The sequence below is a fragment of the Sphingomonas flavida genome (assembly GCF_036663655.1).
Taxonomy (GTDB): Bacteria; Pseudomonadota; Alphaproteobacteria; order Sphingomonadales; family Sphingomonadaceae; genus Sphingomonas.
Map to the genome: position 1 here is coordinate 1 of NZ_JAXOJH010000008.1, position 14402 is coordinate 14402.

At 66.5% G+C, this 14402-nt stretch carries 16 protein-coding genes and 2 tRNA genes; 9 read left to right on the forward strand and 9 right to left on the reverse strand.

Annotation, left to right across the window (positions count from 1 at the left end):
- From U1703_RS10435 to U1703_RS10445, 3 genes are all read right to left on the reverse strand, one after another.
- The coding region (locus tag U1703_RS10435) for a transposase (RefSeq protein WP_332785633.1) at positions 1 to 336 on the reverse strand (336 nt) is incomplete at its 3' end.
- Between the two features lie 154 nt (positions 337 to 490).
- A complete protein-coding gene (locus U1703_RS10440) occupies positions 491 to 1237 on the reverse strand; it encodes a hypothetical protein (RefSeq protein ID WP_332785634.1) in 747 nt (248 codons plus the stop codon).
- 36 nt (positions 1238 to 1273) lie between these two features.
- Positions 1274 to 1768: a DUF4145 domain-containing protein gene (locus tag U1703_RS10445; RefSeq protein WP_332785635.1), complete on the reverse strand. Its 495-nt coding sequence runs from the start codon at positions 1766 to 1768 to the stop codon at positions 1274 to 1276.
- Positions 1769 to 2140: 372 nt separating this feature from the next.
- Between U1703_RS10445 and U1703_RS10450 the strand changes: the two genes are divergently transcribed.
- Positions 2141 to 2842 (forward strand): NAD-dependent deacylase, encoded by a 702-nt coding sequence (locus U1703_RS10450; protein ID WP_332785636.1) that lies wholly within the window; start codon positions 2141 to 2143, stop codon positions 2840 to 2842.
- On the opposite strand, the gene U1703_RS10455 is transcribed toward U1703_RS10450, so the two are convergent.
- The 4 genes from U1703_RS10455 to U1703_RS10470 form a co-directional block, all read right to left on the reverse strand.
- On the reverse strand, positions 2832 to 3653 hold the full coding sequence (locus U1703_RS10455) for a 3'(2'),5'-bisphosphate nucleotidase CysQ (RefSeq protein ID WP_414712018.1): 822 nt from the start codon (positions 3651 to 3653) through the stop codon (positions 2832 to 2834). The two genes, U1703_RS10450 and U1703_RS10455, sit on opposite strands and share 11 nt — an antisense overlap.
- Positions 3640 to 4986 carry a TldD/PmbA family protein gene (locus U1703_RS10460; RefSeq protein ID WP_332785637.1) on the reverse strand — a complete coding sequence of 449 codons (1347 nt, stop codon included), beginning with the start codon at positions 4984 to 4986 and terminating at the stop codon, positions 3640 to 3642. The genes U1703_RS10455 and U1703_RS10460 overlap by 14 nt, the downstream gene beginning before the upstream one ends.
- A 68-nt stretch (positions 4987 to 5054) precedes the next feature.
- Positions 5055 to 6782 carry a methyl-accepting chemotaxis protein gene (locus U1703_RS10465; protein WP_332785638.1) on the reverse strand — a complete coding sequence of 576 codons (1728 nt, stop codon included), beginning with the start codon at positions 6780 to 6782 and terminating at the stop codon, positions 5055 to 5057.
- 178 nt (positions 6783 to 6960) lie between these two features.
- Positions 6961 to 7590 (reverse strand): DNA-3-methyladenine glycosylase family protein, encoded by a 630-nt coding sequence (locus tag U1703_RS10470; RefSeq protein ID WP_332785639.1) that lies wholly within the window; start codon positions 7588 to 7590, stop codon positions 6961 to 6963.
- Positions 7591 to 7671: 81 nt separating this feature from the next.
- Here U1703_RS10470 and U1703_RS10475 point away from each other — a divergent pair, with 81 nt between their 5' ends.
- On the forward strand, positions 7672 to 7989 hold the full coding sequence (locus U1703_RS10475) for a 2Fe-2S iron-sulfur cluster-binding protein (RefSeq protein WP_332785640.1): 318 nt from the start codon (positions 7672 to 7674) through the stop codon (positions 7987 to 7989).
- Between the two features lie 306 nt (positions 7990 to 8295).
- Here the strand turns inward: U1703_RS10475 and rlmB are convergent, their stop codons facing one another.
- Positions 8296 to 9039: a 23S rRNA (guanosine(2251)-2'-O)-methyltransferase RlmB gene (gene rlmB / locus U1703_RS10480; RefSeq protein WP_332785641.1), complete on the reverse strand. Its 744-nt coding sequence runs from the start codon at positions 9037 to 9039 to the stop codon at positions 8296 to 8298.
- Positions 9039 to 10649, reverse strand: coding sequence for a M20/M25/M40 family metallo-hydrolase (locus tag U1703_RS10485; RefSeq protein WP_332785762.1), 1611 nt, complete (start codon positions 10647 to 10649; stop codon positions 9039 to 9041). The genes rlmB and U1703_RS10485 overlap by 1 nt, the downstream gene beginning before the upstream one ends.
- Before the next feature lie 168 nt (positions 10650 to 10817).
- On the opposite strand from U1703_RS10485, the gene U1703_RS10490 reads away from it, so the two are divergent.
- The 7 genes from U1703_RS10490 (at position 10818) to U1703_RS10520 (ending at position 14390) form a co-directional block, all read left to right on the forward strand.
- Positions 10818 to 10903: transfer RNA gene (locus tag U1703_RS10490), tRNA-Tyr, on the forward strand.
- Between the two features lie 43 nt (positions 10904 to 10946).
- Positions 10947 to 11020, forward strand: a tRNA-Gly gene (locus U1703_RS10495).
- A 124-nt stretch (positions 11021 to 11144) separates the two neighbouring features.
- The gene (locus U1703_RS10500) at positions 11145 to 11453 is read left to right on the forward strand and encodes a polyhydroxyalkanoic acid system family protein (RefSeq protein WP_320451730.1); all 309 of its coding nucleotides are present in this window, start codon (positions 11145 to 11147) and stop codon (positions 11451 to 11453) included.
- Positions 11454 to 11604: 151 nt separating this feature from the next.
- Positions 11605 to 12057: a DUF2721 domain-containing protein gene (locus U1703_RS10505; protein WP_320451729.1), complete on the forward strand. Its 453-nt coding sequence runs from the start codon at positions 11605 to 11607 to the stop codon at positions 12055 to 12057.
- A complete protein-coding gene (locus U1703_RS10510; RefSeq protein WP_332785642.1) occupies positions 12054 to 12455 on the forward strand; it encodes a DUF4345 domain-containing protein in 402 nt (133 codons plus the stop codon). Before U1703_RS10505 ends, U1703_RS10510 begins: the two co-directional genes overlap by 4 nt.
- Before the next feature lie 19 nt (positions 12456 to 12474).
- Complete coding sequence (locus tag U1703_RS10515; RefSeq protein ID WP_332785643.1) at positions 12475 to 13221, forward strand: SDR family oxidoreductase; 747 nt, start codon at positions 12475 to 12477, stop codon at positions 13219 to 13221.
- Positions 13218 to 14390, forward strand: coding sequence for an MBL fold metallo-hydrolase (locus tag U1703_RS10520; RefSeq protein WP_332785644.1), 1173 nt, complete (start codon positions 13218 to 13220; stop codon positions 14388 to 14390). Before U1703_RS10515 ends, U1703_RS10520 begins: the two co-directional genes overlap by 4 nt.
- Positions 14391 to 14402 lie beyond the last annotated feature (12 nt).

Below are 14402 nucleotides of genomic sequence, written 5' to 3' on the forward strand. Positions count from 1 at the left end.
CACGGCCTCGCGCAGGATCTCGGCTTCCATGGTTTTCTTGCCGAGCAGACGCTGGAGTTCGCTCACCTGCGCCTGCAGCGCCCGGTACTCGGACGCGGGCACCACCTCCTCGCCGGCACCGGCCGCAGTTAGCGCGCCCTGCGCCATCAGCCTGCGCCAGGTGAAGAGCTGGCCAGCGCCGATGCCGTGGCGGCGCGCCACCAGCGACACGCTCATGCCCGGCAGGTACGTCTCCTCGACGATCCGGACCTTCTCCTCCGGGGTCCAGCGCCTCCGGCGCTGAACCCCGGAGAGGACCTCGCCGTCGTTGTAACGCCTGGTCGTATGCTCAGTCATATGCCTCACTCTTATCCAAGAGCGAGACCCTGTCAGGTCATTTAGGGGGCCATCTCACGCTGTCACTGTTGGCAATGCCTGATGTAACAGTTTGCCTAGCCGTATGGCAAGGGGCAGGCCGATGTGAGTCCGCAACAGGACTCGAACGTTGTGCCTACCCTTCGCCCTCAATGGCTCCCGGCCACGCCATCGATATTGTGGCTAGCCGCTCCGTAAGCGCAACGGCTTGCTCAAGCTCGGCATATGCCTCGATCATACCGGAGTGGATGCGAGAACCCTGCAACATAGCGCCAGCCATCATCATGAGGTGCATCTTACGTTCAAGCCCACCTAGCTCGGCATGTTGGGCGTCCATCTTGCCATTGGTCACGCCTCTTAGGATAGATAAACCAGTTACATGCGACGACACTCCCGAGAGCAGTCTATGGAAGCCGTATAGCTGATCGACACCGCCATGTTCTGCTAAGCTCTTCCAATCCAGCTTTGCGGCTTTGGCGCCCTCTGGCAGGAAGGATTGTAGATAGCGGAGGGTAGCCTCGCCTTCCTTAACCGTATCTGTTGCGCCGTTCTCCCGATGTATTTTGATCTGTCCCTGAATTGTATGACAGGCATCCTTCTTCATAAGGAGCACGAATTCATCTCGGAGCCGATAGTTTGCAGCGATACAAATTTCTGTCTCGACCGCCGAACGTAGGATGATGTTAGCTTCAAGGGAAAGGTGCAGATTATACAGCGCGGTATACCCACGATGATTGCTCCATAGCCGTTTGTACAGCATGATAGAAAACATCTTTGGGTCGGTGCTTAACCCTTCGATGTTGGCAGATATCTCCCAAAGTCTTACACCAAGACTAGCAATATCGTTATAAATCGATAATTCATCAGCCGTATGTTCAAGCATCAGCGATAGTACCTAGAAGGAGGTTGTCCGCAGTCCTCATGGAAAGCTAGTAGTGATATCTCTTCCCGCGTGCTCCGCCGCATCCTTGATTAACGCATCGCCCACAGCGACGCAGCCGGTAGCATAGACCAGCTTGTAGTTATCCTCTTTCGACCCCCTGAGGAACGGAGCTAGCTTCAAGATAGACTCAAACAAAGTCGGATGGTCAAAGGTCAGCGGTAGCGCCCGATGGGCGAACACATTCCTAATATCCTTGATCGCGTTAAGACGGCCATGCATCAATGGACCGTATATACCAATTGCCATGCCTAGCTGTATCTTGGCAGAGAAGGTGGCGAACGGCGCGCTAGGACCAGTGAACCACTCTCCCGCAAGTTTAGCTCCGGGATCGATTAAGCGGCACTTGATCGCTTGCGTAAGGTAATGCTCGACCAGACCGCCGCCCATGATGGCACAGCCCCGGTCATCGGCCTCGAAGTGTAGCATCTTCAAATATGCAGGCATGTCGGCTGGATCGGGTATCTCAGCCATAAGCTGCTGTCGGGTTGGCTTCTTAACTCCCCGAGCAGCCGTATGCTTAGCTCGATCCTTGCCACCCCCTGCCATTCCCTGCCCCTATGCGACCCGGCTACGGCCTGAAAATGACAGAGATATGTGAGAGGGCAATCAAACAATTCTGAGCGCGCTATCTCCCCCGTATCCCTACCGCCTCGGCTGGGCGATTATGACACGCCTGCCCGACCTGCATTATTGCGCGCGGTTCGTTCTCCCGGCGTAGCGTGTCACAGTAGCAGGATCATGGCTGGATCGGCTCTGTCCAGAATAACCAAACGAGCGTTAGCCAATACGCAGACTTGTCCGCCCCCCGTTCCGTATAACGCCGGCAACGTCTATCCACACACCATGACTGCCACCCGCAACATCGTCATCCTCACCGGCGCGGGCATCTCCGCCGAATCCGGTATCGCTACCTTTCGCGGGCCCGGCGGGCTGTGGGAGGGGCACCGGGTCGAGGATGTTTGCACGCCCGAGGCGCTGGCCGCCGATCCCGACCTCGTTCACCGCTTCTACGACCTGCGGCGGGCGGCGTTGGCGGACGTTCGGCCCAATGCGGCGCATGAGGCGTTGGCGCGGCTGGACCGGGAGTGGCGGGGCGACTTGCTGATCGTCACGCAGAATGTCGACGATCTGCATGAGCGCGCCGGAGCAGTGCGGATGCTGCACATGCACGGCGCGTTGAAGCAGGCGCTGTGCGCAGCTTGTGGGGAGCGGTTCGGTTGGGAGGGCGACCTGCCGCCCGGCACGGCCTGCCCCGCCTGTGCCGCGCCGCGCTTGCGGCCCGACATCGTGTTCTTCGGTGAGATACCGTACGACATGGACCGGATCGAGGCGGCGCTGGCACGGGCCGATCTGTTCGTGTCGATTGGCACCTCGGGCGCGGTCTATCCGGCCGCCGGGTTCGTGCGGATGGCGAGCGCCTGCGGGGCGCGCACGCTGGAGCTGAATCTCGACCCATCGGAGGGCAGCGGATGGTTCGACGAAAGTCGTCTTGGCCCGGCCAGCGAACGCGTACCCGAATGGGTCGACCGGTTGCTCAGCCGGTGACCGGCACGATCACTTCGCGGGCACGGGGGGTCAGCCGCTCGAGCGCCGGGGCCTGAAGCCCGCGCGCCGTCACCAGCACGCCGAATGCGCGCGGATCGGGCTTGTTGAAGAGCAGCGGCTGGCCCAGCGCATCGGCGACCCCCGCCCCCGCTTCCGATGCGATCAGCGCGGCGGCCGCGATGTCCCACTCATTGCCCCAGCGCAGCGTTGCGACCAGATCGGCCTCGTCGGCGGCGACCATCGCGATGCGCAGCGCGATCGAGTTGGGCTTGAAGACAGCGACCAGATCGCGATCCGCCTTGGGCAGGGCGTCCACCGGCACGCGCGCGCCGGGCATCTGGCGGCAATAGCCCGCACTCAATGTGCGACCATTGCGCGTGGCGCCGCCGCCCGCCTGCGCCAGCCACAATTCGCCGCGCGCGGGCGCGGCCAGCACGCCGATCACCGGCCGCCCGTCCTCGACCAGCGCGACCGACACCGCCCAGCCCTCGCGTCCGCGAATATAGTCGCGCGTGCCGTCGATCGGATCGACCACCCAGACGCGGCGCGCGGCCAGTCGGTCGGGCTTGTCCGCCGTCTCCTCCGACAGCCAGCCCGCATCGGGAACCAGCGCGTTCAGTCGCGCATGCAGCATCCGGTCGACGTCCAGATCGACCTCGCACACCGGGCTGCCAGGCGTCTTTTCCCACTGGCGGAATTCGGTGCGCCAACGGGCGAGCGCCATGGCGGCCGCCTCGCGCGCCGCCGCCACGACCGCGGGGATCAGGTCCGATATGGGGATCGGTTCTGGAATCGGCTCAGCTGCTGGCAACCGTCATTCCATCGATGCGCAGCGTCGGCACGTTGACGCCGTAGCGGAACTCCAGGTCGTTGGCCGGGGTCATGGCGAGGAACATATCCTTCAGATTGCCTGCCACGGTGAACTCCGCAACCGGCCCGGCGATCCGTCCGCCCTCGATCCGAAAGCCCGCCGCGCCCCGGCTATAGTCGCCGGTGACCGGATTGACGCCGCTGCCGATCAGCTCGGTGACGTACACGCCATCGGCGATATCGGCGATCAGCGTTTCTACCGGCACGCGGCCCGCCGCCATGAACACGTTGCTGGTCGACACCCCCGGTGCGCCGCCCGTGCCGCGCGCGGCGTGGCCGGTCGGCTCCAGCCCCAACTGCCGGGCAGAGGCGGAGTCGAGCAGCCAGGTTTCCAGCACACCGTCCTCGACGATCGCGGTCGGCGACACGGCCAGCCCCTCGCCGTCGAAGGGACGCGAGCGCAGGCCGTGCGGGCGATGCGGATCGTCCTCGATCCGGATGCCCGCCGCCATCACCTGTTCGCCCAGGCCATCGAGCAGGAAGCTGGTCCGCCGGGTGATCGCCGCGCCCGCGATCGCGGAGACGAGATGCCCGACCAGCGACGATCCGACGCGCGGGTCATAGACGACCGTCATCGCGCCGCTGGCCAGCTTGCCCGGGCTCAGCCGCGCCACGGTCCGCTCGCCCGCGCGGGTGCCGATCGCCTCGGGCCCTTCGAGCAGGCGACGCAGGCGCGCGCCGTGATGGGCATAGTCGCGCTGCATGGCCGCGCCCTCGCCCGCCACCACGCTGACCGACAGGCCGTAACCGGTGGCGGCATAGCCCGCGGCAAAGCCATGGCTGGTCGCCAATGCCGAGACGACACGCGAGGCCGATGCCCCCGCCCCTTCGGAATTGGTCACGCCCGCCACGGCGCGCGCGGCCTCCTCGGCCTCCAGCGCGGCGGCGCGCAGCGCCTCGGGCGCCACTTCGCCGCCATCGTCCAGGTCGAGCATCGGCGGCGCGCCGTGCAGAAGCCGTTCCTCGGGCGCCAGGCCCGACCAGCGATCCTCGGGCGCCTCGCGCGCCATGGCCACGGCACGCTCGACGGCCAGGGTCATCGCATCGCCCGACAGGTCCGACGTCGACACGCTGGCCGAGCGCCGCCCGACAAAGACGCGCAGGCCCAGTTCCTCGCTTTCCGACCGGCCGACATCCTCCAGCGCGCCGAGGCGGACCGACACCTCCAGCGCGGCATCGGCGGCAAAGACCGCATCGGCGGCGTCGGCTCCTGCGGCGCGGGCACGGGCAACGATATCGGCGGCCCGGTCGCGGGCCTGTTCGGGTGTCAGCATGGATCAGGACTTAAGGTCGCAAGGGCGGGGATGCCAGTCCTTACCGACCGGCATCCCCGCCCCGATGGTCAGCTTGCCAGCGACAGGCGCTGCCGCGAGGTGAGGACGGGGGGACGCGGCGCACCGGCATCGCCCGTGCGGCTCAGCCGGAACTGGGCGACCTCGCGCGCCAGGGTATCCGCCTCCGCCGCCAGATGACGCGCGGCGGCGCTCGCCTCTTCGACCATGGCCGCATTCTGCTGGGTCGAGCCGTCCATGTCCGCCACGGCGACGTTCACCTGCTGCAAACCGGTGGCCTGTCGCTGCGCCGATGCCGCGATTTCGGCGACGAGGGCGGCGATCTCGCCGATCCGGGCCGAGATCACCTCGAGCGCGCGTCCGGCCTCGCTGACCAGCCCGACGCCCACCCCGACCTGCGCAGACGAGGCCTGAATCCGGTCCTTAACCTCCTTGGCCGCGTCGGCGGAGCGCTGGGCCAGCGCCCGCACCTCGCTGGCGACGACGGCGAAACCCTTGCCCGCATCGCCCGCGCGCGCCGCTTCCACCCCGGCGTTCAGGGCCAGCAAGTTGGTCTGGAACGCGATGCCGTCGATGACCCCGATGATGTTGGAGATCTCGGCCGAGGACCGCTCGATCGCGCCCATCGCGTCGACCGCACGGCGGACGACATCACCCGATTCCTGCGTTTCGCGGTGCGCCGCCGCGACGACCGTATCGACGCGGACCGCACTGCCCGCCGTCTGGCGGACGCCGCTGGTGATCTCGTCCATCGCCGCCGCCGTCTCCTCCAGGCTGGCGGCCTGCTGCTCGGTTCGTTGCGACAGGTCGTCGGATGCCGAACGAACCTCCGACGCGCCGGTGCGGACATTGCCCGCCGATTCCGCCACGCGCGACAGGGTGTTGCCCAGGCGCTCCATGGTGGCATCGAAGGACACGGCCAGCCCGCGATATTCGGCGGGCAGGGCATCGCCGATCCGGTGGGTGACATTGCCCTCCCCCAACTGGTCGAGCGCCCCGGCGAGTTCGCGCACCACCGTTTCCTGCTTGTCGACATTGACCCGCTGCGCCTGGGCCGCGATGCGGAACACCTCGACCGCCGAGACCATGGTGCCGATCTCGTCGGCCCGTTCGCCGCCCTCAAGCTTCAGGGCCAGGTCGCCGTCCGCCATTCGGTGCATCGCATCGGCGGTGGCGCCGACCGGCCCCAGCACGCGGCGCATCAGATAGACCAGCCCTCCGATCAGCATCGCGGCGATGGCCAGGCCGAGCAGCGCCAGGATCGCGATCGTCATATGGAGCGACGACAGGCTCGCTTCGTTCACCCGCGCCTGCGCCGCGCTGACCGACCGGACCAGCGTGTCGATATCGCGGCGATGCGCGACATAGGCGTCGGTCAGACGGGCATAGCTGGCATCCACCGCCGCCTGATCGCCGCGTCGCAGGGCGGGCAGCGTCACGCCGTCCAGTTCGGTCCAGAAGCGATCCGCCTGACGCGCCGCCCTGTCGACCAGCAACGACTTCACCTCGTTATCGACCGACGAAGCCTGCCAGCGCGCGATGCTCGAACGGAAGCTCGCCTCCAGCGCGGCCAGCTTGGCACGGCGGGTCGACAGCGTTTCGGGATGGCGGACCAGCAACGTCGCCTCGAGATAGGGCTCGATGATATAGGCGGGTGGCGGCAGGATATCGGCCTGGAGATCGCTGACCTGCTGCTGGGCATCGGCCAGAGGGCCGCCGATACGGATCTTGTCGATCTCAACCCCGGTCAGGATTCCGCCAACGGCCAGAATGGCCAAAATGGACAATCCACCGATCCGACATTTTTGCTTGATATTCAAGAGAATAGCTCCTTGCCGCTCTCTCGATACCAACACATGACTTAAAATAGGTTATCCTGCGTAATATTATTCTGTTCATTTTGGCCATTGCCGCGCGCCATGATGCCGGAAACAGCCGACCATATGCTGAGCGCTGTCACACCGGGGCCGCGTCCGCCCCCGCGCCGTAATGGTGCCAGGTGAAGATCGCGAGCGCGCTGCGATGCGGGCGAAATGCCTCCGCCAGCGCGCGCACCTGCTTTTCCGAGGGGCGTGCGTCGTGCCCCAGGATACGCCCCATCTCGATCTGCACCGCCAGGTCGCCTGCGGGCCAGATATCGGTGCGCCCCTCCGCGAACAGCAGATAGACCTCCGCCGACCAGCGACCGATACCCTTGACCGCGACCAGCCTGGCGATCGCCTCCTCGTCATTGTCGGGCAGGTCGGACAGGTTCAGGCGACCGCTGGTCACTTCCTCGGCCAGGCTGCGCAGATAGGAGGCCTTTTGCCGCGAGATACCCGCGCCGCGCAGTTCCTCGTCGGTCACGCCGGCCAGCCGGGTCGGGTCGGTCGCATCGCCGAGCAAATCGTGCAGCCGCCGCCAATGCGCGTCCGCCGAGGCGACGGACACCTGCTGGCCCAATATCGTGCGGACCAGCGTGGCATAGCCGCGCGCCCGGATGCGCGGCGCGGGATAGCCGATCCGCTCGAGCGCGGCGGCAATGGCGGGCTCGCTGGCGGCAAGCGCATCCATGCTTTGACGAATCTGTTCGGCGCTCAGGCCCATGATGCTTGATCCGTGCGTTCAGGCCCGGCAGAGGCGCTTTCAACAACCGGGCCGACAACTGGGCCGAGAGGGAGAATAGACATGCCCAAGCTTATCGTCGTGACCCGCGACGGGGAAGAACGCGAAATCGATGGCGAGGCCGGTCTGTCGGTGATGGAGGTCATTCGCGACGCCGGTGTCGACGAACTGCTGGCGCTTTGCGGCGGTTGCTGCTCCTGCGCGACCTGCCATGTGCATGTCGACCCGGCCTTTGCCGACACGCTGCCCGCGATCGGGCCGGACGAGGACGACTTGCTCGATTCGACCAGCGAGCGCGACGCAACCTCGCGCCTATCGTGCCAGCTGCCGTTCGGGGAAGCCCAGGACGGGATGCGGGTGCGGATCGCGGCGGAGGACTGACCGGGCATCGCGCAAGAACGCGGGGGGCGGGGCGTTGGTCCCGCCCCTTTTTTGCGCGTGGGGGTGAGAGGGTTTTGCTTGAACCCGTTTCCCATGGCCTTCGACTTCGCTCAGGCTGAACGGAGCTTGGGGAATGGCGCCGGTTGACCCCACCCGTCCCGCACACCCCGCAAACCATACCAACAGCCGTTCACGCTGAGCGAAGTCGAAGCGCACGCCCTGCGTTCGCCGCAGGTACAATCTCTGCGCCCTCCGCGCCTCTGCGCGAAAAAAATGGCGGCAGGACGAATCCCGCCGCCCCGGAAATCACCGCGCCGCCACCGCGTACAGCGCGATCGCCGCCGCGTTGGAGACGTTCAGACTCTCCACCTTCGGGCTGATCGGCAGCTTGGCGAGTTCGTCGCAATGCGCCTCGGTATTCTGGCGCATGCCTTCGCCTTCCGCGCCCAGTACGATGCAGATGCGCTGCGTGCCCATCGCTTCGGCCAGCGTGTGGTTGGCATGGCCGGTCAGGCCGATGCGCCAGAAGCCAGCTTCCGCAATCTCCTCCAGCGCGCGGGCCAGGTTGACGACCCGCACCCATGGCACGGTTTCCAGCGCACCGCTGGCCGAGCGGGCGACCGTTCCCGATTCGGGTGGTGCGTGCCGGTCCTGGGTCACGATCGCCAGCGCATCGAACGCGGCGGCGGAGCGCAGGATCGCGCCGACATTGTGCGGATCGGTCACCTGGTCCAGCACGACGAGCGGCCGCTGGTCATCCTGCGCCTCGTGCAGCAGGTCACCCAGCCAGATATCCTCCAGCGGATCGACCTCGGCCACCAGGCCCTGATGGGGTGCATCGGACGGCACCAGCCGACCCAGATCGGCCACATCGGCATAGGTGATCGGCACCACCGGCGGCAGGTCGAGCGCGGCCAGCGCCTCGCGCGTGCCCCAGATCTTGCGCACCGTGCGGTTCGGGTTGGCGAGCGCCGCCGTCACCGCATGCCGTCCCCAGAAGCGGGGGCGGTTGGATGAAGCCTGGCTGGGGCGATGTCCTCGGCGTGCCATCAGTCGTCGGTATCCGTAAAATCAAAGGGTTTGGTCGTCACCGGTTGCGTCGGCACCGGCGGGCGCGGCAACGCCTTGTCCGCATTCGCCGCCGCGAGCAAGACCCCCGCGAGCACGACGGACGCCTGGCGCATGTCGTCGGCCTTCAGATGGTCGAACGTATCGGCCGAACTGTGATGCGTCCGGCTGCCATAATCCAGCGGATCCTGGATGAACTGAAAGCCCTGTACGCCGACCGCCTGCATGAAAACATGGTCGGTGCCGCCGGTCGTCCGCTGCACGACATTGCCCGCCCCCATCGCGGCATAGGGCGACAGCCATTCCTTCAGCATCGGCACCGCCGCCGGATTGTTCTCGGCATAGATCCCCCGCAGCTTGCCCGAGCCATTGTCGATGTTGAAGTACGCGGCGAGGTCGCCGTAACCGGGCTTCGGCGTGATCGGCCAGCGATTGGTCCAGCCATAATAGCGCTTCAGGCCGGTCTGCGGCGCATCGTCCGGCCGCCCACGCGACGCCAGATGCTGCTCGACATAGGCCATCGAACCCAGGATGCCCTGTTCCTCGCCCGACCAGAGCGCGAAGCGGATGGTGCGCTTCGGGCGCTGGCCGGTGGCGGCCAGGATGCGTGCCGCCTCCATGATCATCGCGCTGCCCGCCGCATTGTCGGTCGCGCCGTCGCCCGCGACCCAGCTGTCGAGATGCGCGCCCGCCATGACGTAACCCGCCTTGGGATCGGTGCCGGGAATCTCGGCGATGATGTTGTAGGCGTTCACGTCGCTATCGTCGTAGCGGACGTCGCTCAGCACCTCGATGGTCGGCGCAGGCCCGACCTTCGACAGGCGCGCGAGGCGGCGATAATCTTCGGCGGCCAGTTCGATGCCGGGGACGGCAGGCGTCTCGCCCCGCCCGAACAAATAGCCTTCGCCGTGCACCAGCTTACCGTCGCGATAGCTCTGGGTGACATAGGCCACCGCACCCTCCGCCTTCAGGAACGCGTCGAGCTTCTGCGCGAAGTCGAGCCGCTTCAGGCGGCGGTCGGCACTGTCGGGATCATGCTCCGGCTGGACGTATACGTCGAGCTTGGCAATATCCTCACCGGTCAGGCGGCGGAAGGGCGCGGAGCCGGGTTCGTCGCCGGTGCCGGGCATCGAGACCATGACGATCTTGCCGCGCAACTGCCCCCGCCACTTGTCGAAATCGCGCTCGCGCTTCATCGGCGCGACGATCACCGGGGCGGTCACCGCGCCGTTGGTGCCGGGCGTCCAGGCGATGGGGATCGCGGTCAGTTGCAGCGGGCGGGGCGAGACCATGCGCACGCTCGCCCGCTCGATCGACCAGCCGCGCCCGAAGGCGAAGCCTTCCTTATGGACGTTCTTCAGCCCCCATTTGGCGAACTGCTCGGCGGTCCAGCCCTCGGCGGTGCGCATCGCCGGGCTGTTGGTCATGCGCGGACCGATCACGTCGGTCAGATGCTGCGCGGTCTGCAACACCTGGCTGTGGTTCATCCCCTCGTCGATCAGCCGATTGGCGGCGGTGCGATCCTGCGCGGAGGCCATGGCGGCGGGCAACAGGGCCACCGCCGCGACGGCGGCGAGCAAGGATGGACGCATCATGATATTTCCCCCGGTGTCTCTCTGATGGGTCAAAGGCTATGTCCCGATTGCCCGACATGCAAGCAAGCGGATCGAACGCGAGTTGTGCAAAACGTACAAATCGGCGTTGACAGGTCCGCCGAGCTTCGGCATTGGGCGCGCCTCGCTCCGATGGAGTGACACCCCGGAAGGGTGGCCGAGTGGTTAAAGGCAGCAGACTGTAAATCTGCCCGCGTGAGCGTACACTGGTTCGAATCCAGTCCCTTCCACCATCCCCGCCAATCGGCTAGGGTCGATCAGCGGCGCTGGACTTGAGCGGGTATAGCACAATGGTAGTGCAGCAGCCTTCCAAGCTGAATACACGGGTTCGATTCCCGTTACCCGCTCCACGCTCCCCCATCTCTGGACCTCTGGCCACCACGCCTGAATAATTCCCCGTTCAGTGCTTGACGCATACGTCAACACGCGGCACGCAAGCCCGCGACACGGACATATTCGAAGGCGTTACGCGACATGGCATCGGTGAATTTCGACATCCCCCACAGCCTGGGCCGTGCCGAAGCGCGTCGCCGCGTCGAGCAGGGGCTGCCCAAGCTCGAATCCAAGATTCCCGGCGGTGGCCAGGTGACGTCCGAATGGCCCGCCGATGACCGGCTGATGCTGACCATCATCGCCATGGGCCAGTCGGTGAAGGCCGACATGAACATCACCGACGACGCGTTGCGCGGCACGGTGGCGATCCCGATGATGCTGTCGATGATGGCCGGTCCCATCGGCGAGTTCGTGAAGACCAGCGCGGAGAAAATGCTCAGCAAGGCGTAAGCTCCGCCGATCGGGCGCCTGCGCACCCCTTGCCTCGCGCTTGATGGAGAGGGGTGGATTGGTTCCCTCGGCAATCGCCGATCGATCGCCCCACTCCGGGCCAGCATTCCCCCTTGCCCCGCCGCGCCCGACACGTCACCATTTTCCGGCCATGCCCACACTTCCCGCCGTCGCCACCATCGCCCAGACCATCCAGCTGTCGCTGGCGCCGGTCTTCATGCTCGCCGCGATCGGGCAGTTGCTGAACGTGCTTGCCGGGCGACTGGCCCGCGTCATCGACCGCGCACGCGGGCTGGAGATGATGATCCACAAGGTCGACGACAGCCCGGAGCGGGTCCGCCACAAGTGGGAGCTGCGGCTGCTCGACCGGCGCATGTCGATCATCAACGCCGCGCTGTTCCTGGCGGTGTCCAGCGCGGTGATGGCGTGCATCGTCATCGCGCTGCTGTTCATCGCCAATCTGGGCAAATTCCATATCGGCACCTGGATTGCGCTGGCCTTCATCCTGTCGGTGACGCTGCTGACGCTGTGCCTGATCGCCTTTATGGTCGAGGTGCGCGTGTCGCTGCGCGCGATCCATGTCCGCAAGGAAATCCTGGATTGAGCATCGCCCCGGCTGAACGGCGTGCCTTGCAGGTCGTCGTCGCCATCGCCTGCCTGGTGCCCCTGGTCACCGGCGGGATCAGCGTAATGCGCGGCCCCGGCTGGCTGGGCCATGCGTCATCGGTGCCGACCGATCTGGACAGCCAGTTCCGCTATGTCTCGGGCATCTTCTTCGCCCTGGGGCTGGCCTTTGTGACGTGTGTCCCCGCCATCGAGCGCAAGGCCGCGCGGTTCCGGCTGCTGGGCGCGATGGTCGTGGCGGGCGGACTGTCGCGGGCGCTGTCCTGGACCATGGTCGGCGCGCCGTCGACGGGGCATCAACTGGGATTGGTCATGGAACTGGGTGTCGTCCCGCTTCTTATGATGTGGCAGGATCGCGTCGCGCGCGGCTCCCGCTGATTTTTCCAGGAGCGTGTCGATGCGTTTTTCCAACCGGGCCTTTCTCGTCACCGGGGGCACCTCGGGCATCGGGCTGGCCACCGCGCAGCGCCTGGTCGCAGAGGGCGGGCGCGTGCTCGCCACCGGGCGCAGTCCCGAACATATCGAGGAGGCCAGGGCCGCCCTGCCCGACGCCACGATCATCGCGCATGACGCCGCCGATGCATCGGCGACCGACACGCTTGCCGAGGCGGTTCGCGCCTTCGCGCCCGAGGGGCTGGACGGTGCCTTCCTCAATGCCGGGATCGGCCGGTTCAAGACGCTCGACGCGATCGACGCCGCCGAGTTCGACCAGCATTTCGACCTGAACGTCCGCGCGCCGATGCTCCAGGCGCAGGCGCTGGCCCCGTTGATGAAGGATGGCAGCGCCCTGCTGCTGATCGGATCGGGCACGGTCGGCGGCGGGCGGGCCGATACGCTGGTCTATGCCGCCAGCAAGTCCGCGATCCGCCAAGCCGCGCGCAGCCTGGCCAGCCAGTTCGCCCCGCGCCGCATCCGCGTGAACGTCGTCGCCCCCGGCGCGACCGAAACCCGCTTCCACACGCGCGGCGGCATGAGCGACGCCGACCTGGCCGAATACAAGGCCAAGCTGTCCCACACCATTCCGCTCGGCCGCCTGGGCAAGCCCGAGGATGTGGCGGGCGTCGCCTGTTTCCTGCTGTCCGAGGATGCCGCCTATGTCACCGGCTCGGAGTATCGGGTCGATGGCGGGCTCACCATGGCATGACGGCGCTTCGGTGGATCGCCAAAACGCTGGCGCTGGTCCTGATCCTCGTCGGCCTGGCCGCGACCATCGTGCCGCACTATCTCGACCGGCTCTACTATGAAGGGCCGGAAAGCGGCCATTATGACGGGCAACGCTTCTTCAATTCGGACGGCGACAGCGATACGTTGCGGATGCCGAGCCGTGGCGGGCGTGGCGGCTTTCTGTGGCGCCAACTGACCGGCGACGATGACCGCCCCGCCTGGCCCGAGACAGTGGCGGTGCGCCAGACCCGGCCCGAGCCGCGCGTCGAGGGGCAGCGCATGGTCGCGACCTGGATCGGCCATGCGACGGTGCTGGTTCAGACCCAGGGCCTCAACATCCTGACCGACCCCATCTATGCCGAGCGGGCCGGGCCCTTTGGTTTCGGTCCGAAGCGGGTCGCCGCACCCGGCGTGGCGTTCGACGCGCTGCCGAAGATCGACCTGATCGTCATCAGCCACAATCACTACGATCATCTCGACCAGGCGGTGTTGAAAAAGCTTTGGGCGCGCGACCGGCCGCTGGTCGTCACCAGCCTGGGCAATGACAGCGTGATCGGACAGGTCGGCGTGCCCGCGACCGCGCTCGACTGGGGCCGGGAAAAGATCATCCGGCCGGGCGTGTCGGTGGTCGTCACCCGCAACCATCACTGGGGCAGCCGCTGGTTCGCCGACCGCAACCGGGCACTATGGTCGAGCTTCGTGGTGAAACTGCCCGGCGGCAATGTCTTCTTTGCGGGCGATACCGGCATGGGCGACGGGCGCTGGCCCGAGGAAGCGGCGAAGTTCGGCCCGGTACGCCTCGCGCTGCTGCCGATCGGCGCGTTCCGCTTCGCTCCCGGCCAGATGGCGAGCGGCAGCCATGTCGGCCCGCCGCAAGCGGTGCAGATCTTCGAACGGCTGGGCGCATCGACCGCGATCCCGATCCACTGGGGAACGTTCCGCCTGTCCTATGAAGGCTATGATACGCCGCCCAAACTGCTCGATGCTGCGATGCGCTGTTCTGCGGTGCGGTCGGGGAGCCGCTTTGCCGCGGTGCGACTGGGCGAGCCGGTGACGATCGGGCCGGTGGTCGGCGGGGCCGGTGGCCGAACGGACGATGCGGCGATGCGGACCTGCCTGGATACGCCACAGGTCCGGGCGTTACGCTGATCGGCAGGCGAG